24 protein-coding genes and 3 tRNA genes are annotated in these 21,714 nt (G+C 40.6%); 21 read left to right on the top strand and 6 right to left on the bottom strand.

All coding sequences use genetic code 11. The annotated features are described in order from the left end of the window. Positions 1–151: 151 nt before the first annotated feature. Positions 152–640, bottom strand: a complete 489-nt coding sequence (locus Q0688_RS10165) for a peptidylprolyl isomerase (RefSeq protein WP_299075568.1) — start codon at positions 638–640, stop codon at positions 152–154. A gap of 28 nt (positions 641–668) precedes the next feature. Then, entirely contained in the window at positions 669–1,610 is a 942-nt protein-coding gene (gene ygfZ, locus Q0688_RS10160; protein WP_299075565.1) for a tRNA-modifying protein YgfZ, read from the bottom strand. Between the two features lie 165 nt (positions 1,611–1,775). Between ygfZ and Q0688_RS10155 the strand changes: the two genes are divergently transcribed. The 3 genes from Q0688_RS10155 to Q0688_RS10145 are packed head-to-tail and all read left to right on the top strand — an operon-like array spanning position 1,776 to position 3,387. Further along, entirely contained in the window at positions 1,776–2,027 is a 252-nt protein-coding gene (locus Q0688_RS10155) for a succinate dehydrogenase assembly factor 2 (RefSeq protein ID WP_299075562.1), read from the top strand. 34 nt (positions 2,028–2,061) lie between these two features. Continuing rightward, the gene (locus tag Q0688_RS10150; RefSeq protein WP_299075559.1) at positions 2,062–2,457 is read left to right on the top strand and encodes a protein YgfX; all 396 of its coding nucleotides are present in this window, start codon (positions 2,062–2,064) and stop codon (positions 2,455–2,457) included. 3 nt (positions 2,458–2,460) lie between these two features. Continuing rightward, the gene (locus Q0688_RS10145; RefSeq protein WP_299075556.1) at positions 2,461–3,387 is read left to right on the top strand and encodes a MaoC/PaaZ C-terminal domain-containing protein; all 927 of its coding nucleotides are present in this window, start codon (positions 2,461–2,463) and stop codon (positions 3,385–3,387) included. Here Q0688_RS10145 and nadB read toward each other — a convergent pair. Further along, a complete protein-coding gene (nadB, locus tag Q0688_RS10140) occupies positions 3,384–4,979 on the bottom strand; it encodes an L-aspartate oxidase (protein WP_299075554.1) in 1,596 nt (531 codons plus the stop codon). The two genes, Q0688_RS10145 and nadB, sit on opposite strands and share 4 nt — an antisense overlap. Before the next feature lie 238 nt (positions 4,980–5,217). Here nadB and rpoE point away from each other — a divergent pair, with 238 nt between their 5' ends. The 10 genes from rpoE to Q0688_RS10090 all read left to right on the top strand — a co-directional run bounded on the left by rpoE (position 5,218) and on the right by Q0688_RS10090 (position 13,887). Then, complete coding sequence (gene rpoE / locus Q0688_RS10135) at positions 5,218–5,799, top strand: RNA polymerase sigma factor RpoE (protein WP_299075551.1); 582 nt, start codon at positions 5,218–5,220, stop codon at positions 5,797–5,799. 42 nt (positions 5,800–5,841) lie between these two features. Next, a complete protein-coding gene (locus Q0688_RS10130) occupies positions 5,842–6,468 on the top strand; it encodes an RseA family anti-sigma factor (protein WP_299075548.1) in 627 nt (208 codons plus the stop codon). Between the two features lie 16 nt (positions 6,469–6,484). Continuing rightward, on the top strand, positions 6,485–7,465 hold the full coding sequence (locus Q0688_RS10125; protein WP_299075545.1) for a MucB/RseB C-terminal domain-containing protein: 981 nt from the start codon (positions 6,485–6,487) through the stop codon (positions 7,463–7,465). Continuing rightward, the gene (locus tag Q0688_RS10120; protein ID WP_299075542.1) at positions 7,466–7,954 is read left to right on the top strand and encodes a SoxR reducing system RseC family protein; all 489 of its coding nucleotides are present in this window, start codon (positions 7,466–7,468) and stop codon (positions 7,952–7,954) included. Between the two features lie 169 nt (positions 7,955–8,123). Continuing rightward, entirely contained in the window at positions 8,124–9,920 is a 1,797-nt protein-coding gene (gene lepA, locus Q0688_RS10115) for a translation elongation factor 4 (RefSeq protein WP_299075539.1), read from the top strand. Next, the gene (gene lepB / locus Q0688_RS10110) at positions 9,921–10,826 is read left to right on the top strand and encodes a signal peptidase I (protein WP_299075536.1); all 906 of its coding nucleotides are present in this window, start codon (positions 9,921–9,923) and stop codon (positions 10,824–10,826) included. Beyond that, entirely contained in the window at positions 10,827–11,510 is a 684-nt protein-coding gene (rnc, locus tag Q0688_RS10105; RefSeq protein ID WP_299075533.1) for a ribonuclease III, read from the top strand. Beyond that, positions 11,503–12,426, top strand: coding sequence for a GTPase Era (era, locus tag Q0688_RS10100; RefSeq protein ID WP_299075530.1), 924 nt, complete (start codon positions 11,503–11,505; stop codon positions 12,424–12,426). Before rnc ends, era begins: the two co-directional genes overlap by 8 nt. A 35-nt stretch (positions 12,427–12,461) precedes the next feature. Next, on the top strand, positions 12,462–13,103 hold the full coding sequence (pdxH, locus tag Q0688_RS10095; protein ID WP_299075527.1) for a pyridoxamine 5'-phosphate oxidase: 642 nt from the start codon (positions 12,462–12,464) through the stop codon (positions 13,101–13,103). A gap of 16 nt (positions 13,104–13,119) precedes the next feature. Continuing rightward, positions 13,120–13,887, top strand: coding sequence for a TatD family hydrolase (locus tag Q0688_RS10090; protein WP_299075524.1), 768 nt, complete (start codon positions 13,120–13,122; stop codon positions 13,885–13,887). Here the strand turns inward: Q0688_RS10090 and Q0688_RS10085 are convergent. Then, positions 13,884–14,495 carry a hypothetical protein gene (locus tag Q0688_RS10085; RefSeq protein ID WP_299075521.1) on the bottom strand — a complete coding sequence of 204 codons (612 nt, stop codon included), beginning with the start codon at positions 14,493–14,495 and terminating at the stop codon, positions 13,884–13,886. The genes Q0688_RS10090 and Q0688_RS10085 overlap by 4 nt on opposite strands. A 191-nt stretch (positions 14,496–14,686) precedes the next feature. Here Q0688_RS10085 and Q0688_RS10080 point away from each other — a divergent pair, with 191 nt between their 5' ends. From Q0688_RS10080 to Q0688_RS10065, 4 genes are read left to right on the top strand one after another with little or no spacing between them, the layout of a single operon-like run. Beyond that, a complete protein-coding gene (locus Q0688_RS10080) occupies positions 14,687–15,610 on the top strand; it encodes an ABC transporter ATP-binding protein (RefSeq protein WP_299075518.1) in 924 nt (307 codons plus the stop codon). Beyond that, positions 15,610–16,344: an ABC transporter permease subunit gene (locus Q0688_RS10075; protein ID WP_299075515.1), complete on the top strand. Its 735-nt coding sequence runs from the start codon at positions 15,610–15,612 to the stop codon at positions 16,342–16,344. The genes Q0688_RS10080 and Q0688_RS10075 overlap by 1 nt, the downstream gene beginning before the upstream one ends. A gap of 2 nt (positions 16,345–16,346) precedes the next feature. After that, a complete protein-coding gene (locus tag Q0688_RS10070) occupies positions 16,347–18,212 on the top strand; it encodes a Gldg family protein (protein WP_299075512.1) in 1,866 nt (621 codons plus the stop codon). Next, positions 18,212–19,237: a DUF4340 domain-containing protein gene (locus tag Q0688_RS10065; protein WP_299075507.1), complete on the top strand. Its 1,026-nt coding sequence runs from the start codon at positions 18,212–18,214 to the stop codon at positions 19,235–19,237. Before Q0688_RS10070 ends, Q0688_RS10065 begins: the two co-directional genes overlap by 1 nt. Positions 19,238–19,248: 11 nt before the next feature. On the opposite strand, the gene Q0688_RS10060 is transcribed toward Q0688_RS10065, so the two are convergent. Continuing rightward, positions 19,249–19,797 (bottom strand): DUF1415 domain-containing protein, encoded by a 549-nt coding sequence (locus tag Q0688_RS10060; RefSeq protein WP_299075504.1) that lies wholly within the window; start codon positions 19,795–19,797, stop codon positions 19,249–19,251. A gap of 2 nt (positions 19,798–19,799) precedes the next feature. Next, entirely contained in the window at positions 19,800–20,654 is an 855-nt protein-coding gene (gene folD, locus Q0688_RS10055; RefSeq protein ID WP_299075501.1) for a bifunctional methylenetetrahydrofolate dehydrogenase/methenyltetrahydrofolate cyclohydrolase FolD, read from the bottom strand. Between the two features lie 210 nt (positions 20,655–20,864). On the opposite strand from folD, the gene Q0688_RS10050 reads away from it, so the two are divergent. The 4 genes from Q0688_RS10050 to Q0688_RS10035 all read left to right on the top strand — a co-directional run bounded on the left by Q0688_RS10050 (position 20,865) and on the right by Q0688_RS10035 (position 21,634). Further along, positions 20,865–21,125 (top strand): DUF5062 family protein, encoded by a 261-nt coding sequence (locus Q0688_RS10050; RefSeq protein ID WP_299075496.1) that lies wholly within the window; start codon positions 20,865–20,867, stop codon positions 21,123–21,125. 168 nt (positions 21,126–21,293) lie between these two features. Further along, positions 21,294–21,370 (top strand) — tRNA-Pro (locus Q0688_RS10045). A 20-nt stretch (positions 21,371–21,390) separates the two neighbouring features. Further along, positions 21,391–21,467 (top strand) — tRNA-Arg (locus Q0688_RS10040). 91 nt (positions 21,468–21,558) lie between these two features. Continuing rightward, a tRNA-His gene (locus Q0688_RS10035) sits at positions 21,559–21,634 on the top strand. Positions 21,635–21,714: the final 80 nt, after the last annotated feature.

Here is a 21,714-nt window from a genome sequence, read left to right as displayed (position 1 = left end):
CCACCCTCCTGCGAGAGTAGCACATTGCCAGACTCCCATTCAGAAGAAGGGCTATCCATTTGGATAGCCCTTTTTTGCTTTTGTTGATTTAGAAATGATAGATACAAAAAAGACGTTCAAGAGAACGCCTTTATCGTGCATATTCTAAAGACTAGTGTGTTGTATGTTCACAGCCGCCTTCTGTATGTGGGTGGCCATGAGCGATTTCTTCTTCTGTTGCTTCTCTCACCTCTAGTACTTCAACATCAAAGTTAAGTGTAAGACCTGACAGTGGGTGGTTGCCATCAACAATCACATCATCATCGGTGACATCGATGATCATCACTGATTGCTCTCCATCATCGGTTGTAGCTCTAAATGTCATGCCAGGTTCAACTTCCATATCTTCAAACATTGACTTAGGAACGGCTTGAACTAATTCTTCATGGCGTTCGCCATAAGCAAGGTTTGGCGCAATGTCGATAACGAATTTGTCACCGACGGTTTTGCCTTCTAATTCATCTTCTAAACCTTGGATTAAAAAGTGGCTGCCTTGTAAGAAAACCATAGGTTCGCTATTTCTAGATGAATCAATCTGTGTGCCGTCTGATGAGCAAACAGTAAAATGGATAGTAGCGATGGTATTATTGGTTATATTCATGTGATTCCAGTTTAATTGTTATCATTTATTATAAGGGATAGGGAAGAGCTTGAGTAGTGAAGACCGTACTTGGCGATGTTTTGACTCTAAATGTAGCGCCCACTTCTGTGTCATTGGCTAAAACTGCAAATATCCATGTTTGTTCTTGAGATGAAGCACTTCGAAGTATTTTCCCTCCTGGACGCCAATTTTCACCAATTTGATATTCTAGATGTTCACCATCTAAATTACCGCTGTTTACATCTGACTTTAAGATAAATCCGGCCCGCTTGTTACGACCTAAGTATTTTGTTCGTGCTACGACTTCTTGGCCCATATAACAGCCCTTCTCGAAGTCTATCGCATTTAACTGCTGTAAATTTAGCATTTGTGGGACATATTCGTTTATTGTTGTTTCGCGAATATCACCGAAACCAGCCTTTATGTCCGCCATTTCCCATTGATCGTTGTCTGTTACTTCACAATTTAACTGCTGCGGAGCATTACGTGGCTGTAATACTAAGTAACGTTGATGGGGCTGTGCTATCGACATAACCAGGCCAGAAGAATTAGATATAACCTGTCGGTCGCCAGTAGGTAATTCATCAAATAACGCCTTAATTGCCTTTTCAAAAACTGGGCCTGAGCCGCCAGTTTTGTGCCAATTATCGGTTTGATTGGTAATTTCTACTTTGGCAAAAACGCCGTATTTATTTAATTCGGATAGGGATTTTTCTAAGACCGATAGGTGTGGTATGAGCAAAATAGAGTCTTGCCACGCCAGAGTGTAGAAAACACTCCATAGTTTGCCTTTAAAGTCACAGTGGCAGGCTAAAACAGCCTTGTTGTCAGTCAATTGCAGAGTATCTGCCGTAATTTGCCCCTGCAAGTAACTGGTTTTCTCCTCACCGGTGAGTTGTATGACACCGAGATTTTTAAGTGACGCGGTGTACTGTGTCTTCTCGGAAAGGTTTGTAGATGATGTCGACATATATTTCTTCTTTTTCGAAAAATAGCGTTAAGTTTAATATGGGGTACGAGTTTGATTTAGCAAGGAAACTTCTTAAAACAACTGGTTATTACTGGTATTATTATTATCTTAAATTACTTGGTTACTCTGTTCGCGCCAGAAACCTATTTTAATAAGAGGTTATAGATGTTTGACAAAAAACGATATGGTCGTTTGAAATGGGCGTGTCGCCGCGGAATGCTTGAGCTAGATGTGCTTTTTATTCCTTTTGCAGAAAGCGGGTTTAATGAGTTATCGTTGCAGCAACAAGAGGTGTTTGAACGTTTGTTGGTTTGTGATGACCCAGACTTGTACGCATGGTTTATGGGGCATCAAGAATGTGAAGATCCTGAGCTAAGAGGTATGGTTGAACATATCTTGAGTCGTGTCAAAGTATAGAGTTGAGTTTACATCCTCACGATTGCAGCTGATCTTGCAATTGTTAACTTATGTGGTCTTGGTTGTATCTGTGTTTATTTGGCAACCAAACATCTTTCCGTTTCAGATTGTTCTACAAGTAATCGCAGTGATTATCCTTTCTTTTTTTGTCTTTAAAGAGATATTACACAGTATTAAAAAGACACAAGCTCCCGCAATATTATCAGAACAAGGTGAGTGGTTAGAGGTAAAAGGTCACAACCAAACCAGTTGGAAGTTAACAGATAAATCTAGAATTAGTAGCCTGTTACTATTTATTCACTTAGTTTCTACAGTAAATGCTAGGCACTCAAAATGGCGTTTAGTCTATAAAGATCAGGTTACAGAGAGAGATTTTCGTCGCCTTTGCCGAGCCGTTATTTTCCAGCAACAAAGATTGAGAGATAATTGAAGTATGGAAATATCTGATTTAGATACCACTAAACTTGCCAGTATCCCCAACATTAAAGGGTTATTGATCAAGGCTGCATTTAAACAGTTCAGTAAAACACCGCATATTTCTTCAGAAGTGATATTGCCTAATACTCGTTTTGACGTTGAAGATATTAAGTTGGAAACGTCTAGGTGTCAGGGATTTCATCAAGTTGTCGGATGGGGGGGGGAGAGTAACATTGTTCACCCTTGCTATTTACATTCGCTAGTATTTCCACTGCATTTAAAATTGCTGTTGTCTAAAAACTTTCCTTTTCCATTATTAGGCTTGGTACATATTAGTAATCAGATAAGGCAACTAAGACCCATAAAGAAAGACGAGACATTGAGTGTTTCAAGCTGTGTAGGGGAATTGGAGTTACATTCAAAAGGGTGGTTGTTTTCAATTGAAGTGGCTTTTTATAGTGGCTCTGAGCTTGTCTGGCAAAGTGTTAGTACTAATCTGTTTCGCACTAAGCATGGTCAAGAAGTAAAGTCAAGGAACAAGTCGTTAGCAGATGAATTTGTCGATCCGACTATTGTCAATTGGGATCTTAAAAGCAATCTAGGAAGACGATATGCAAAAGTATCAGGAGACTATAACCTTATACATTTAAACAAGTGGCTTGCTAAACTTTTTGGTTTTAAACAGCATATTATTCATGGAATGTGTACTAAGTCCTATTGTATTTCAGCGTTGCAGCAGCTTAATCCAATTCTGTTTTCCCAAGCTTTTGAAATTAATACTAATTTTAGGCAGCCTGTTTATTTACCCAATCAGGTGAGTTTTGCGGTTCAGACTGCCCAAGTCGAACAAACAGACAATAGGGTGGCATTTAAAGTTTTAAATGTTCCTGTGATGAATAAACAGCCCATATTGCATCTTGAAGGATACGTTCAGACTATTTAACCCGAATTTTGGATAATTGTGGGCTTAGGATCATCAAGCTTGAATGGAAAGTCCAAATTGAAATGTAATCCTCGACTTTCCTTTCGCAGTTTGGCACATTTTACTATTAGTTCGGCAACAGTGAGTAAGTTTCTAAGCTCAAGTAAGTTATTACTGACCTTAAAATTGGAATAGTATTCATTTACTTCTTGTTGTAACAACTCAATCCTATGATGAGCGCGTTCAAGTCTTTTATTGGTACGTACAATGCCTACGTAATCCCACATAAAAAGGCGTAGCTCATGCCAGTTATGTTGAATAATAACTTCTTCGTCAGAATCACTTACTTTACTTTCATCCCACGCTCTAATCGATTCAATGGTTGGGCTTTCACTTAATCTGGTGGTGATATGTTGCGCGGCAGAATGGGCGTAAACAATACATTCCAAAAGAGAATTACTCGCCATGCGGTTTGCACCATGTAGACCCGTATAGGCGACTTCTCCAATGGCATATAAATTGTCTAAATCGGTTTTTGCATGAGTGTTAGTGACAACGCCACCGCAACTATAATGTGCGGCGGGCACAACTGGTATAGGTTGCTGGGTGATATCTATCCCAATGGAGCGACACTTTCGATAAATATTGGGAAAGTGCTTAACAATAAAATCACTGGATTGATGGCTAATATCTAAATACATGCAATCAGCGCCAAGCCGCTTCATTTCAAAATCTATGGCTCGGGCGACAATATCTCGTGATGCCAAATCACCCCTGTCATCAAATTTATGCATAAAAGGTGTGCCATCAGGGTGGCAAAGTTTCGCTCCTTCTCCTCGTAGAGCTTCTGTGATTAAAAAGTTACCTGCTTCTGGGTGATATAAACAGGTTGGATGAAATTGGTTAAATTCCATATTGGCAACACGACAGCCAGCCCGCCAAGCCATAGCAATGCCATCACCACTAGAAACGTCAGGATTTGAGGTGTATTGATAGACTTTACTTGCGCCACCTGTTGCCAGAGTCACAAACTTGCTACGAATCACTTCTACTCTCTCGCGTTTTCTATTCCACACATAAGCGCCCAATACATGGTTGTTTGTTTGCCGGCTTTTAATTAAGTCTACTGCGTTATAACGCTGAAATAAATGAATGTTAGGATGTTGCTGCACAGCTTCAATAAGAGTGACTTGCACCGCAGCGCCTGTGGCGTCAGCCGCATGTAAAATGCGCCTGTGGCTATGGCCGCCTTCTCGAGTTAGATGGAATCTCGCTTCGCCATTTTCAGTTGCTTCTTGATCAAAAGGCATCCCAAAATCTATTAACCATTGCATACAGGTTTTGGCCTGAGAGGCGGTAAACTCGACCGTTTCTTGGTCGCACAATCCATCACCTGCCAACAGGGTATCTTCTACATGAGATGCAACAGAGTCATTTTCATCAAAAACCGCAGCTATGCCGCCTTGAGCATACTTAGTCGAACCTTCAGATATATCACTTTTACTAAGTACTATAACTTGGCAATGATCGGCCAATTTTAAAGCGTGACTCAAACCAGCGGCGCCACTGCCAATAATAAGTACGTCACACTGGTGTTCAATTGTTGCATGCATAAGGTAAACTAAGTAAATGAGAAAATTTGTTGGGCAATACTAGTTTACAGGTTATAAATTACAATGCTTTTCATAGGTGGACTTTGGTAAATTTTTTAAGACTTTTGGTTAATTAATTATACGCAATTGATTTTTTTTAAAAAAAATTGATTAAATTCGAACTTTTCAAACATCATTGAGTCAATAGTAGTGCTTGCATGAGCCGTAGTATATTTTCGAACAGGAGTAAGGGCTCGAAATGAGCGAGCAGATAATAGACCAACAAATTGTTGAGAAAGTGCAGCGTGGAGACAAAAACGCTTATGGGTTGTTGGTAACTAAGTACCAACACAAAGTGGCTTATTTAGTTTCTAGGTATGTCAAAAACTCTGGTGATGTGGCTGATGTAACGCAAGAGGCGTTTATCAAAGCTTACAGAGCTTTGCCAAATTTTAGAGGGGATAGTGCCTTTTATACTTGGCTATACAGAATCGCTGTGAATAGTGCTAAGAATTATTTGGTGTCGCAAGGACGAAAACCGCCAGCAAGTGATGTGGATGCAGAAGAAGCGGATTTTTACGATGGTAGTGATGCTTTAAAGGAAAATAATTCACCTGAAAAAAATTTAATGTCAGACCAAATGGAAAAATTGTTGTTTGACGCTATGGAAAGACTACCCGAAGATTTACGAATGGCAATTAGTCTGCGTGAACTAGAGGGGTTAAGCTATGAAGACATTGCTAATGTCATGGATTGTCCTGTTGGTACTGTAAGGTCGAGGATTTTTAGGGCCAGAGAAGCGTTAGATAAAATTATTCAACCACTTTTAATGAATGATTAATGACTTATATAAGTAAAACTAGATTAGCGGGAACGAAATTGTATGTCGCAGAAATTTGAAAATTTGTCAGCTTTAGTCGATGGAGAGCAGCATGAATCATCTTTATCGGGCAGTGATATTTTAGATGCGGTTAAGAATGATACTGACTTTCAGTTGAAGTGGAAAAGTTACCATCTAATACGCGATGGATTACGTCAGGAACTACCGACAGAAATTAACTTTGATATTGCTGCTAAAGTAGCGCTAGCTTTAGAGTCTGAACCTGCAATATTAGCGCCTAAGAAAACTTGGCGCGATCTACCTTTAATGGGTAATGTGGTTCCTTTTGCTAAGCAAGGTGGCCAAATGGCAATCGCTGCTTCGGTGGCTGTCGCTATGATTATTGGTGTTCAGCAGGTTAATCAGGCTGATGTAGAGCAACCTTTTAATGCCGCACCACCTATTCCAGGAATTAAGGGAGGATTATCGCCGGTGAGTTTTGACCAAACACGTGCGATACCTAACTCTAACGATATACAACAAAGACGCCGAATCAATGCTTATATGACAGATCATAAACAGCAACTTCGCTTCAAAACCATTCAACCTAATAACGATAAATCTGTAGTATTAGAACCAATCAATACAGAAAAGGCGCAATCAGACTTTGTTGAAGACACCCCGCAATAAATTTAACAGCAGAGTTATGTTAACTCTGCTGGTTGCTCTTTTTGTTTCATGGCAAGTCCAAGCACAACAAGAGCCTGTCCCCGATACAAATGTCAGGGTTTTTCCATCCGATAGTGCGCAAGCATGGCTTAATAAGATGTCAGAAGCTGTTAAGTCACTCAACTACACGATTTCTTTTGTTTTATTAAAGCCAGGAGTCGATGCCCAACCTTATCTTTGGCGTCATGGTGTAAATGAAGCGGGTGTGGAAATGGAACAACTGAATCTACTAAATGGCCCAGGACGCGAAGTTGTGCGTATTGGCAATAGAGTCAGTTATTTTGAACCTAACATTCCTCCATACAGCCTAGAGTCATCTATCATCAATGGACCTTTTCCTAGCGAGTTTTTACAGCGCCCGGAAAAACTCATGTTGGCATATGAGTTTATTTTGGTGGGTAGAAGTCGAATTGCAGGTCGTGCGGCTCAGCAAATTCGTATGATAAGCAAAGACAAAAGTCGCTTTGGATTAAATGTTTGGCTTGATCAAGAATCAGGCTTGCTATTGAAAATGAATTTAATCGGCAAGGAAGCAGAGCTTTTAGAGCAAATTCAAATTACAGGACTACAGATAACAGAGGAGCCTGATCCTTTTTTCACCAAAATTGAGCCTGAGATGTTGCCGCAGGTGGTGAGCTTTAGGCCTAGTGCCCCTTTCAATACTAAATGGAAAATTAATTTCTTACCTAAAGGTATGACAATAATAAAAAGAGACATGCGAAGAGTTTCTGGTTTAGATGAAAAGGTTGAATACATCATGCTAAGTGATGGTCTAGTTGACGTCTCTGTGTATTTAAGTGACAAGAAAAACGGTCAGGTGCAAAGTAATCTAGTGGGTACATTGCAGTCAGATACTTTGTTAAATATTGAACATAACGAGCTCAACATAACAGTAATTGGTAAGCTTCCAGCAGCAACAGCCAATGCTATTGCCAAATCGATTCAAAGAATAAATTAAATGATCGAAGAAATTGGCGTAATTAGCGCGATACAAGAGTCAGGCTCTGAACAGGTGGTTCTAATTGAAACCCAAATAAAGTCAACCTGTGGTAGTTGTGAAGCTCAATCAAATTGTGGTACCGGCGCCATTGCAAAAGTGTTTGCACGTAAGCGTGAAACATTAAAGTTTAAGTTAAATGATTCGGTGAAAGTAGGGCAAAAGGTCAGTTTAGGTATCCCTGAAGAAAGTCTACTTAAGGCTTCAGCGATAGTGTATTGCTTGCCTTTGTTAGCCATTATTTTTTCAGCATTGATTGCTCAAATGCTCTTTCCTTTTATGGGGTTAGTTGCGGAAGCTTGGTTGATCTTATTCTGTGCAATGAATGCCTATTTGACTTTTATTTTTGTGCGTCGCTATTTAAATCGAAATGATCAAGGGGACTTTCATCCTCGCATATTGAAAGTTTTCCCTGTAGAGAATGAAAATATTCCCGTTAAACAAGTCTGAGTTGAAAATTCTGATACAAAAAGCACAAACAATGTAGTTGTTATGTCGCAAAGTGTCCGATAAAACGGTAAAATTCCCGCCTATTTAATTTTTTGTCCCATACTCTAGCGACCTGTTTAATTAACGAGTCGTTTGGAAACAAAACCACTTGGTAATTTTCTAAAATTTTATGCAACATAAGCACATACGTAACTTCTCAATTATTGCCCATATAGATCACGGTAAATCTACACTTTCTGACCGCCTTATCCAACATTGTGGGGGACTGAGCAACAGAGAAATGTCTGAGCAAGTTCTCGATTCGATGGATATCGAAAAGGAGCGTGGTATCACCATAAAAGCGCAAAGTGTTACCTTAAATTATACAGCTAAAGATGGTGAAACCTATCAGCTTAACTTTATAGATACTCCTGGACATGTGGATTTTACTTATGAAGTGTCACGTTCACTGGCGGCCTGTGAAGGGGCTTTGTTAGTGGTGGATGCTGGGCAGGGCGTTGAAGCGCAAACCTTGGCAAATTGTTACACGGCAATTGATATGGATATGGAAGTGGTGCCTATTCTTAATAAAATTGATTTGCCCCAAGCAGAACCCGATCGCGTGGCTGAAGAAATAGAAGATATAGTAGGTATCGATGCTATTGATGCGGTGCGTTGCTCTGCAAAATCAGGCATTGGCATTGAAGATGTTTTAGAAGTGATTGTAAAACAAGTTCCGCCACCAGAAGGTGAAATTGATGCACCTCTAAAAGCGCTCATTGTTGATTCATGGTTTGATAATTATCAAGGTGTTGTATCTCTGGTTCGCATTATGCAAGGTGAAATGCGTAAGGGTGATAAAATTAAAATCATGTCTACCGAAGGCATCCATCAAGCTGATAAAGTGGGGATTTTCACCCCTAAAGCGACAGATACAGGTGTGCTAAAAGCAGGGGAAGTAGGTTTTGTCATAGCCGGTATTAAAGAGATCCACGGTGCGCCAGTAGGTGACACTATTACACTCGCCAGACAGCCAGCAGCCGAAGCCTTGCCGGGCTTTCAAAAGGTTAAACCTCAAGTGTACGCGGGTATGTTCCCGATAAGCTCAGATGATTACGAAGATTTCCGTGATGCTTTGGCAAAGCTTAGTCTTAATGATGCGTCGTTGTTTTTCGAGCCAGAAAGTTCATCTGCACTAGGATTTGGATTTCGTATTGGATTCCTAGGCATGTTGCACATGGAAATCATTCAAGAACGTTTAGAGCGTGAGTATGATTTAGATTTGATCACCACAGCGCCTACAGTGGTGTACGAAGTAATCGACAAAAACGGTGAAACCTTATATGTAGACAACCCATCGAAATTGCCAGCAGTGAATGACATTGAAGAAATTCGCGAACCAATAGTCGAAGCACATATTTTGGTACCTCAAGACTATCTAGGAAATGTTATCACTCTTTGTGTTGAAAAGCGTGGAATGCAAACCAGCATGACTTACCACGGCAAACAAGTTGCTGTTGTTTACGATATGCCAATGGCTGAAGTAGTGATGGACTTCTTCGATAAGTTAAAATCAACTAGTCGAGGATTTGCTTCACTAGATTACAATTTCAAACGCTTTGAAGCGGCTGAAATGTCGCGATTAGACATCTTGATTAATGCAGAGCGGGTTGACGCACTAGCCATGATTACTCACAAAGATAATGCTGTTACGAGAGGGCGTCAGTTGGTAGACAAACTTCGTGAACTTATCCCTAGGCAAATGTTTGATATCGCTATTCAAGCGGCAATAGGTAATCAAATTGTTGCCCGAAGTACCATTAAGCAGTTACGTAAAAACGTTACCGCAAAGTGTTACGGTGGTGATATTAGTCGGAAGAAAAAATTGTTGCAGAAACAAAAGGAAGGAAAGAAGCGTATGAAGTCAGTGGGTAATGTTGAACTACCACAAGAAGCATTTTTAGCACTTTTGAAGGTAGGTAAATAAATGGCCAATTATTTTTCAATTTTTTTGGTGGCACTTACCGTCGCCTCAGGTTTAATTTGGTTAGTCGATAGTTTAATGTTTGCCGCTAAACGCCGAGAGAGAATGGCAATATCCAGTGGTGCTGGCGATACACATTCCTCTTTAGGTCAAGATGTACAATTGCCTTGGCTGGTGGATACCGCGCAACAAATATTTCCGGTTATTGCTTTTGTTATGGTGTTACGTTCTTTTTTATATGAACCCTTTCAAATTCCTTCTGGCTCTATGATGCCCACCTTATTAGTTGGGGATTTTATACTAGTTGAAAAGTTTACCTACGGGCTGAAGGATCCTGTAATGCGCAATAAATTTGTTGAAGTTGGAGCACCAGAAAGAGGTGATGTAGTGGTGTTTAAATTTCCACCCAATCCACATTTAGACTATATAAAGCGTGTTGTGGGTTTGCCCGGTGATACTGTGATTTACCGTAATAAGCAGCTTCAAGTGAAACCCGCCTGTGATAAAGCTGAAGATTGTCCCCCATTTCAAACTATGGACCTAAAGTTTGAGAGCAGAGGGGAAGCCTACCAGCAATTTGCTCCTCTAGAAAAATACACCGAACAATTAGGTGAAGTAAGTCACCAAATATACCGCACTAAAGGCAGAGCAAGTTCCAGCCGCTATTATCCGCAACCTGGTACTCAAGCGGATGAATGGATAGTGCCAGAAGGACACTATTTTGTGTTGGGTGACAATCGCGATAATAGTGAAGACGGTAGGTTTTGGGGCTTTGTTCCAGAAGCCAACTTAGTCGGTAAGGCCGTAGCCATTTGGATTAGCTTTGAGTTTGATCGTGTACCTAGCAGTTGGGTGCCTGCATGGATCCCAACAGGTGTAAGATTTGAACGAGTGGGCGGCATCCAATAAATGCCTTTAGTTAATCCCTATTTACCTTTGTATAAGCGTTTGGGTTATACGTTTTCAGACGATGCAAATATTGAAGAAGCCTTAACCCATAGAAGTGCTAACAAAAAGCACAATGAGCGTCTAGAGTTTTTAGGTGATGCCATATTGGGTATGGTCATTGCTAAAGTCTTGTATCAGCGATTTCCAAAACAACCCGAAGGTAAACTTACGCGGATGCGTTCAAGCTTAGTTAAAGGGGATACTTTGGCCGAAATGGCAAGAGAGTTTAAGCTTGGTGAACTATTGTTATTAGGACCCGGTGAGCTTAAAAGTGGTGGTTTTCGACGAGATTCAATATTAGCGGATGCGGTCGAAGCTATTATTGGCGCAATTTATTTAGAAGCAGGCATGGATATATGTGAAGCGCTAATTTTGGGTTGGTTTGCGCCAAGAATTAAAGCCTTGGATCCCGAGGCAGTGTCAAAAGACGATAAAACACGTTTGCAAGAATATCTGCAAGCCAATAAACATCCTTTACCTCTATACGAAGTCACGGCAATTAAAGGAAAATCACACGATCAAACATTTTATGTTGAGTGCAAAGTGGCGGGGTTAGCGAAACCAGTGCAAGGCAAAGGAAATAGCCGACGTAGAGCAGAGCAAAAAGCGGCAAAACAAGCATTTGAGACATTAATTAATGAATGATAATAACAGCGACTCGGTTGCTAACACTCACTGTGGCATGATTGCTATTGTAGGGCGCCCCAATGTAGGCAAGTCTACGTTACTGAACAAATTGCTTGGGCAAAAAGTGAGTATCACTTCTCGTAAACCTCAGACCACTCGTCATCGCATTATGGGGATTGATACCTTAGATAACCGCCAAGCGGTGTATGTGGATACCCCAGGTTTACATATTGAAGAAAAACGCGCCATCAATAGATTTATGAACCGCGCCGCTTCGAGCTCTATCGGCGACGTTGGATTAATACTTTTTTTAGTAGAAGGCACTAAATGGACCGATGATGATCAAATGGTGCTTAACAAAGTGCAACAGTCGGGCTCACCTTGTTGGTTGATTGTGAATAAATCGGACAACGTAAAAGACAAAGAAACCATGCTTCCTCATCTTAAATGGCTGGGAGAGCAACATAGTTTTCAGAGGATCATGCCGATTTCTGCTAAAACTGGAAAGAATGTCGATGAATTACGTGGCTTAGTGTTAGACACCTTACCGGAAAGTGAGTTTTACTTTCCTGAAGATTACATCACAGATCGCTCTAGCCGTTTTATGGCATCAGAAATCGTTCGTGAAAAACTAATGCGTTTTACCGGTGACGAACTGCCTTATTCAATCACTGTGGAAATTGAACAGTTCTTACTAGCTGAAAACGGGGTCTACCGTATTAATGGCTTGATATTAGTTGAGCGCGACACTCAAAAAAGTATGGTGATCGGTAAAGGTGGGCAGCGTCTTAAAACAATAGGTATGGAAGCCCGTAAAGATTTAGAAGTGTTGTTTGACGCAAAAGTATTTTTAGAACTTTGGGTAAAAGTAAAATCCGGCTGGGCAGACGACGAGAGAGCCTTGCGAAGTTTAGGTTATGGATTAGACAACTAATTTGATTCATGGTCCTTCAATAAGGAGATATATACATGCAAGCAATCAGTGATATTAGGCGTGAATATACCCAAGCAGGATTGGATGTTAATGATTTGACACCCGAGCCATATGCCCTGTTCGAGCGTTGGTTACAAAATGCAATAGATGCGAAATTAGTGGACCCCACTGCCATGACAATTGCTACTGTGGATAGTGCAGGGCAGCCGTCTCAGCGTATAGTGCTTTTAAAAGATTTCGATAACACAGGTTTTATTTTTTACACTAATACGGGCAGTAAAAAAGCTCAAGACTTAGACCAAAACAACAAAATATCGTTGCACTTTCCATGGCATGCATTAGAGCGTCAAGTGAAAGTGTGCGGTATTGCACAGCCATTAAGCAAGGTAGCAGTGGCGAAATATTTTATGTCTCGTCCTAAACCTAGTCAGATTGCCGCTTGGGCATCGGCTCAAAGTCACCCGATCAACAGCAAGCAAATGCTGATGCAAAAATTTTCAGAGGCCAAAGTAAAATTTGCCAAAGGTGAGGTTCCACTGCCATCCTTTTGGGGCGGTTATCGCGTGGTTCCCCATGAAATTGAGTTTTGGCAAGGGGGTGATCATCGTCTTCACGATCGTTTTTTGTATACTAAAACCTCATCAAATCATTGGCAGACGCAGCGGTTGATGCCTTAAAGTCATAGGTGAGCCTGTGTTAATTGATAGCCATTGTCACCTAGATTTTAGTTGTTTTGACCATGATCGTAGTGACGTCATCAAGCGCTGCTCACATTTGGGTGTTGAAATCATAGTGATCCCCGGTACCCAAGATAGCAGCTGGCAGAAACAAATTGATTTGTGCGATGTCTATCCGCAGCTGAGGTTTGCTTTAGGTCTGCATCCTTATTTTTTGGAAAACGTAAAACCTGCCCATTTAACTCACCTGTCTACATTATTGCAGAGGCATCAAAGTAAGGTCCTAGCGTTAGGAGAGATTGGGCTTGACTCTCACATTGATGTTGACTGGCAACTACAAGTCCAGATATTTGAACAGCAACTGATTCTAGCCAATGAGCACCACTTGCCGATTATTTTGCATCATAGAAACTCACATAACGAATTGATACGCCTACTTAAGGTCCACAAGTTTATACATGGTGGCATAATCCATGGATTTTCTGGGAGTTTGCAAACAGCAAAAAGTTATATCGATTTAGGCTTTAAAATTGGTGTGGGCGGTACAATCACTTATGCAAGAGCAACTAAAACCCGTCATGTTATAGGGCAACTGCCTCTTGATAGTTTAGTACTTGAAACGGATGCACCCGACATGCCACTAGAAGGCAAGCAAGGACAACGAAATAGTCCGGAGTATTTACCTGAAGTATTAGAGACACTGCTATCACTGCGTTCTGAAACTAAACAACAAATCTTGTTGGCATGTTTGAATAACGTGAAAGTGGCATTACCAAAACTTTAAGGTTTTGAGCTGCGAATAAGCTGCCGGTATCGAATTTTATAAAATGCCCGCGTAACTAATATGCCTGCAATGGCTGCCAATATCATTAACATTTGAACTTGCTGATTGAGTTGATGTTGATATTCACTATGGTATGCCATCACTTCTTTCTCTTTAAGAATAATACTCAAATAACCTATAACTTGCTGTTCATGCATAATGTTTTGAACGAAAACTAATGGCGAAATTTCATTTAATTTATAGGTTGCCACCACAGAAGATGCTGAGTTATTAACGGCTAACATTCTACCTTTACTATCGAATATAGAGACGCCTGCTACGTGAGGATCCGCCATTATATAATCCAGTTGTTGGCTTAATACTTCTGAATTATTTTCAAGCAATGAACTAATGAGTATATTGCCAGACAAAGTAGATAAGCTTTCACCTAGCTGATTTGCCTGTTTAGTGTGCCAATTGAGGGAATCCTCAGAGCTAATTAGCCATAAGTTGATGCAGGCAATACATCCTACAATCACCAATACCAGATTCGCGATCCGTTTAAATATAGAATAACGGCTAGGTTGCTGAAAAGAACTAATAAAAGTGGAGGTGTTTGATTGTTGCATGTCCAGACAATAAGGTAAATTTGTTAAGATGCCAAGTGAATAGATTATAGCTTGCTAAAAAAACTCATGACATAAGTGTAAGCTAAGTATTTGATGACAAATTTATCATCAAATACAAGCTAGTGTATTGAAAAAAAACGGACTAACACCATATCAATTGCGCATTCGATATTGGTCATTACAGGATTATTATGATCTCAGTCAAGAATTTAATTAAGTCATTTAATGGTATGCACGCGGTTGACGATCTCTCGTTTGAAATTGCGCCGGGTGAAGTGGTGGGGTTTTTAGGGCCAAACGGCGCAGGTAAGTCAACCACAATGAAGATGTTAACGGGTTTTTTACTGCCAACAAGTGGTGAAATTCATATATGCAATTTGTCCCTGTCGCAATCAGCTAAACAAATAAAAGAGATGATTGGGTACCTACCCGAAGGTGCGCCTGGGTATGACGACATGACACCCATGCAATTTCTAAATTTTATTGCGCAAATTAGGGGCTATAAAGGTGCCGAAAAAATCGCAAGAATTACTGAGGTTGTTAATCAAGTTGAGTTGCAAGAGGTTTTAGATAAACCAATCGAAAATCTCTCTAAAGGATTTAAACGCCGGGTTGGGTTAGCCCAGGCGTTGCTCCATGATCCCAAAATATTGATCCTCGATGAGCCAACCGATGGGCTCGATCCTAACCAGAAACATCAAGTGCGCGAACTGATCAAAAATTTGTCTAAAGATAAAATCGTCATTATCTCTACCCATATATTGGAAGAAGTTACAGCCGTGTGTAATCGAGTAATGATCATTGCAAAAGGTAAACTGTTGTTTGATGACACGCCTAACACGCTAAACCGTCAATCTAAATATTATGGCGCCGTGACCTTACATTTTAGTTATCGCGCAGATGTCTCTGAACTAGGGGAGTTAGAAGGTGTAGCTACTATGGAAGAAGACTTAAACACCGGGCGTGTAACTTTGTTCCCTAAAGAAGGCGCAGAAATATTGCATTTAGTTACCGCTCACGCTCAAAGATGCAAATTACCCGTCGACAGCTTATATGTTGAACAGGGGCGTTTAGATCAAGTGTTTAGGCAAATTACTCAAGAGGTGAATGCGTAATGGGTCATATTAGTGTTTTATTTAAACGAGAATTCTCTAGTTTTTTTGCGACCCCAGTAGCCTATGTGTTTATTGGTATATTCTTGGTTTTGTCGGGTGTATTTACATTTTTTGTTGGCGGCTTTTATGAGCGCGGCCAAGCAGATTTGTTACCCTTTTTTAACTTTCATCCTTGGCTGTATTTATTTTTGGTACCTGCAATCGCTATGCGTACTTGGTCTGAAGAACGCAAAAGCGGCACTATTGAGTTGTTAATGACATTGCCAATTAGCACTTGGCAGGCAATGTTGGCCAAACACCTTGCGGCATGGGCTGTTTTAGGGTTGTCGTTATTGCTGACTTTTCCACTCTGGTTAACGGTTAATTATTTAGGTGATCCTGATAATGGCATTATTGTCGCGGCATACTTAGGAAGTTGGTTAATGGCAGGGGCATTTCTGTCTATCGGTATATGTATGTCGGCACTAAGTAAAAATCAGGTTATTGCGTTTATTTTGTCGATAGTGGTGTGCTTTATTTTTGTGGTAAGCGGTAGCGACATTGTTTTAGGGGCCTTTAAAAATTGGGCGCCTAGTTTGGTCATTGACCTGGTCGCTTCATTTAGTTTTTTGACACATTTTGAGGCAATGGCGAAAGGAGTCATTGCATTAGATGACGTATTGTATTTCTTGCTTGTGACCCTTAGTTGGTTGTTTGCTGGTTTAGTATTGATTGAACAAAAGAAGGCAGATTAATAATGCAACAAAAATTAACCTCTTCTGTGAATTTACTTTTAATAGCGCTAGTGTTTATCGCCCTAGTGATTGTTAATAACCAAGCACTAACTTCATTAAGACTCGACTTAACTGCAAACCAAGTGTATTCCTTATCTGATGGTAGCAAGCAAGTTTTGCAAGAAATAGACGAGCCAATCAACCTGTATTTTTTCTTTTCTGACAAAGCCTCTAAAAATATGACAAGTCTAAGAAACTATGCCAATCGCGTAGAAAGTCTTCTCAAAGAATATGAAACTTTTTCAAAGGGCAAGCTAAAGCTGCAGGTATTAGATCCACAAGCATTCTCAGAGCAAGAAGATCAAGCAGACCAGTTTGGTTTAACCGCTGCTAATATTGGCGCAGTTGGTGAGGCCATTTATATGGGCTTGGCGGCAACCAATGCGGTGGGCGAACAACACAGCATTGCATTTTTTGACCCCCAGAAAGAGGGCTTTTTAGAATACGAAATCAGTAAATTGATTTATCAGCTTAGTGAGCCCGAGCCTGTTAATGTTACCTTAGTCACCGATCTTGCCATTAAAGGTGGGCAAAATCCTATGACAGGACAAGCTGTAGCGCCTTGGACATTTCTTACCCAACTTGAGCAGTTATACACAGTGCAGCAGCTTGGTAGTGATATCAAGAGTCTGCCAGACAACACAGATGTACTGGTGTTGGTGCACCCTAAAAAGTATAGCGATGAATTACTATTTGCTATTGATCAATACGCACTAGCAGGTGGTAAAGCCTTAGTTTTTGTCGATCCCCATAATGAATCTGATCAATTGGCTATGATGGCAGGTGCCAGCCAAGGGGCCAACAGCTCTAATTTGCACACTCTTTTTAGCGCTTGGGGGGTGCAGTTTGATAGCCACAATGTGCTGCTTGACGCCATGGCGGGTTTAGATATTCGCACTCAAACAGGTGGTGTAACTCGGCATTTTGGTTTTGTAGGTTTGACCACAGAGCAGCTAGATGCTGAAGATGTGCTAACAGCAAATCTAGAGGTTATTAACGGCGCATCTTTTGGGGTCTTTAGTCAGACTGAGGATACCAAAACATCATGGTTGCCTTTAATTCAGTCGACCCAAAATTCTGATTTAATGGATGCCGCTAACTACGCCGGTATTCAAGATCCCGATGTACTAGCTAAAGCCTATCAAAGTCGTGACAAAGCCCATGTTTTATCTGCAAGGTTAACCGGTACTGCCAATAGTGCCTTTACAGAGATACCAGAAAAAATACAGCAGTCGGAAATGCTCACATCCACAAATAGCTTAAACGTGATAGTAGTAGGCGACACAGACTTGCTTGCGGATCGTTTTTGGGTGCAACAATCTAACTTTTTTGGGCAGACTATCTTCACCCCTTTTGCCAATAACGGCGATTTTATTAACAATGCTGTGGAAAACTTAGGAGGAAGTGACGCACTAATCGGCATCAGAAGTAGAGGTGTATTGACTCGCTCTTTTAGTAAGGTTGACGAACTGACTGTGATTGCAGAACAAAAATTTCGAGATCAAGAGCAAATCCTACAACAACAGCTTGAAGAAACCGAGCAGCAATTATTGCAATTGCAAAATCAACAAATTGAAGGTGGTGCTCTGGTTATTACTCCAGAGCAGCAAGTAGCTATAGATGAATTTATGCAGAAAAAAATCACTATTCGTAAATCTTTACGTGATGTGAGGCATCAGCTTGATAAAGACATCGAAAGCTTGGGGGATCGTTTAAAGATGCTCAATATTGCCCTTGCACCTCTGCTCCTGATTTTGTTATTGATGGTAATCGCGAGGCTTTTAAGAACTAAGGCACCGCAAACTATGGTAACAAAGGAAGTACTTTAATGAATAAATTCCTAGCTACTTTGTTAGTTATGGCTACTGTGTCGGTAGGGTTAGTTGTGTGGTTAACTCAGCCTAGTTTTAAAGACAATTTTGAAACTAAACTGTTGTTTGATGACCTGCAAACACTCGCCCATCAAGTTGATAGTGTCGAAATAGCTAATGCCCAAGGCATAGTGTTTAGTGCAAAAAGAATAGGTGAACGCTGGTTAGGCACTTTCGATATTGAACAAAATGTTTATCCCATTTCTCGTACTAAACTCGCCAGTTTTGTTGACACTATCATGCATGCTAAATTGCTTGAGGCCAAAACTAGGAAGCCAAAAAACTACAGGCGCTTGGGTTTACAGCCAATAAGCAATGAAGACAGTATGGCGTCTTTTGTAACCATTAAGGCTGGAAGTCACGTTTGGCAAGTATTAGTGGGTAACAAAGTGACTAATGGACAAGGCCAGTATGTTCTTATTGCGAATGACCCACAAAGTTGGAGAATAGATAAAACCATTCGTTTGCCTATCGACAAATATTCTTGGTTAAAACAACCTATTTTGCCTTATGAACCACAGAATATTGCTTCAATATCAAGGGTTGATAACAATAGATGGCAAATCGAGAGATCAGTTAGCGGTGATTTTCAGCTGCTTAACAAGCCAAAAAACAAAGAGCTAGCATACCAAGGCATTCTCAACTCAATTGTTGATAGCTTAACGAGTGTTAACTTTGAAAAACTGCTGTCTGTAGATGAAAGTGTTATCCAGTCCATAAAAATATTAACGCAATTAGAAGTCACCACAGCCGAAGACCAATTGTTTAAGCTAGTGGTAAGCGAAAAGGATGGGCAATACTTCGTGAATTTTAGCTCTGATAACCAACTTGAGTATTGGCATATGTGGCACTATCAAATATCTCACTTTTCGGCGCAACAGTTGATAAAAACCTTAGATGACTTTTTGGCAAAACCTAACACCGCTTCAAGCGATGATACTTCCCAACCTGATGTTGTTGAGGAAGGTGATAGCCCCTATTAATTGAATACAGACTAATTTAATAAAGCCTGTAAATAAGTTGCACCTAGCTCTCTTGCTTTAGCAATATTATTTTCAGGGATAGTTTCTGGTTGGGGGTAACGTTTTAGAACGGCCGCTACGCTGCTTTCTCTTAAAATATGCAATATAGGGTAGGGGGAGCGGTTTGTATAATTAGCGGGATCGTCATTGTCTTCACCTTCAAAGCAGTAATCAGGGTGAAAACTCGCAATTTGGTAGATGCCCTTATAGCCACCTTGTTCTAGTAATACATTAGCTAATTCAAGCAAATCCAGATATTGCTCAAAATCCTTAAATCCCTGTGGAAAAATCAGTAAGCTGGTTTGAATTTCTGGGCTTTGGCTAAGCAAGGCTAACTCATCGAGCAAATCATCTAACCCTTCACTTATCTCTGTATGAGTAGAAATAGCGTAGCGCACCGTATTACGCTCCATTTCTTTCTTAGCGAATGGACAGAAATTCAGCCCAACAATTACTTTGTCTATCCACGATTTGACCGTTGTTATAACCTCATCGTCGGATAATTGGGCAGATATAGTCATTTTTACGAATGGTACTTTACGTAAGCTTCTAACGTGTTCTCAATTAGACTGGCGACTGTCATTGGTCCTACACCACCAGGAACAGGGGTTATCCAACCCGCTTTTTCAGATGCGCTGCTGTACTCAATATCGCCACCTAGACTACCATCTGGATTGCGGTTAATGCCTACATCTATCACTATTGCCCCGGGCTTTATCCATTCGCCAGGAATAAAATCTGGCTTGCCTACAGCGACTACCAATAAATCGGCTCGCTCGACATGAGATTTCAAATCTTGTGTGAATTTATGACAGCTAGTAACAGTACAACCCGCTAAAAGCAGCTCTAAAAACATAGGACGCCCCACAATATTAGAAGCGCCTACTATTACCGCGTCTAAGCCTTTTACAGGACGTTTAGTGGATTCAATTAAACTCATAATTCCCTTTGGAGTACAGGGGCGAAGCGCCGGAATACGTTGCGCTAATCTACCTATATTGTAGGGATGAAAACCGTCCACATCTTTATGTGGATTAATTCGCTCTAAAATTTGTTCTTTGTTTAAACCTGCAGGCAGAGGCAACTGTACTAAGATCCCATCAATTTCTGGATCTAGATTTAATTGGTCGATAATATCCAGCAACGCCTGTTGAGAAGTGGTAGAAGGTAAATCGAAAGATTTTGAGACAAATCCTACTTCTTCACAGGCTTTGCGCTTCTTATCAACGTAAACGTGGGATGCGGCGTCACTACCAACTAATACCACAGCTAAACCAGGAGCCCTTCGACCTGATGATGTAATGGACTCAACTTGTGATGCCACATGTTGTCTAATTTGTTTGGCAATTAAAACACCATCAATTTTTCGAGCTGTCATATAATATTTAGAACCTAAGATTTAGTAAATATATTGTCACATATCACTAGGGCTACTAGCAATTAGCATCCACCGAAAATGCCCAATCCAAGCATAATGTTTAAGTCATTATGTGTTGTTAATAATATAAGATGTGATTAAATTACTTGATATTTTCGGGATAAAATATGAATGCCGGATTCGAAGTAAAATAATCAATGTGAGATATAAATGAAAAAAATTCCTAATGAAACCCAACTGTTGAAAAAAGCTTTAGTTGTAGGGGAGGCTTATGCTAAAAATCGTGGCTTTAAAACGTTTTCTGCAACCGATTCATCAAAAGAAAAAGTGGAATGCATTTATCGATTATTAGTGAATGACAAACTGATCACGCCTTTACCATCAGATGGTGAAGACTTACTGAGTATGAAACATAAACTCGCGGTTTGGCTTAAAAATAAGTTACCCAAAGATCATCCACTTTTGCAATAACAGAAGTAGAATCTCCATGTTTTGGCCCGCTAACTTAACAAAAAGCATCCATCTTGGATTAAAATTAATCAATCAAAAGAATTGCTTGAAAAAGTGTTTGACGAGGATAAGTTAGCTATGTAACATGCGCCTCCCGTATCGAGATGAACACACGGTAACGGGTTAAGTCGGTGAGTAGCGCAGCTTGGTAGCGCACTTGGTTTGGGTCCAAGGGGTCGCAGGTTCGAATCCTGTCTCACCGACCATTTTCTCAAATATTACCTTAGGTTCCATAGCTCAGCTGGATAGAGCAACGCCCTTCTAAGGCGTGGGTCGAAGGTTCGAATCCTTCTGGGACCACCATTTGGTTCGAATTCTAACGGGCATACCGATAGAATATGTAGGTGAGAAAATAGTTCAATAAGTAAAAGTTCAGTTACTGCAGTTTATTGTGGTGAGCGTAGCTCAGTTGGTAGAGCCCCGGATTGTGATTCCGGTTGTCGCGGGTTCGAGCCCCGTCGCCCACCCCACTCGCGGGAGTGGTGGAATTGGTAGACACGCTGGATTTAGGTTCCAGTGCTTCACGGCGTGAGAGTTCGAGTCTCTCCTT

The sequence above is a fragment of the uncultured Paraglaciecola sp. genome (genome assembly GCF_937123705.1).
In the GTDB taxonomy this organism is placed as follows: domain Bacteria; phylum Pseudomonadota; class Gammaproteobacteria; order Enterobacterales; family Alteromonadaceae; genus Paraglaciecola.
The sequence above is the reverse complement of the archived record's forward strand: the minus strand, read 5'-3'. Positions and strand labels throughout refer to the sequence as shown.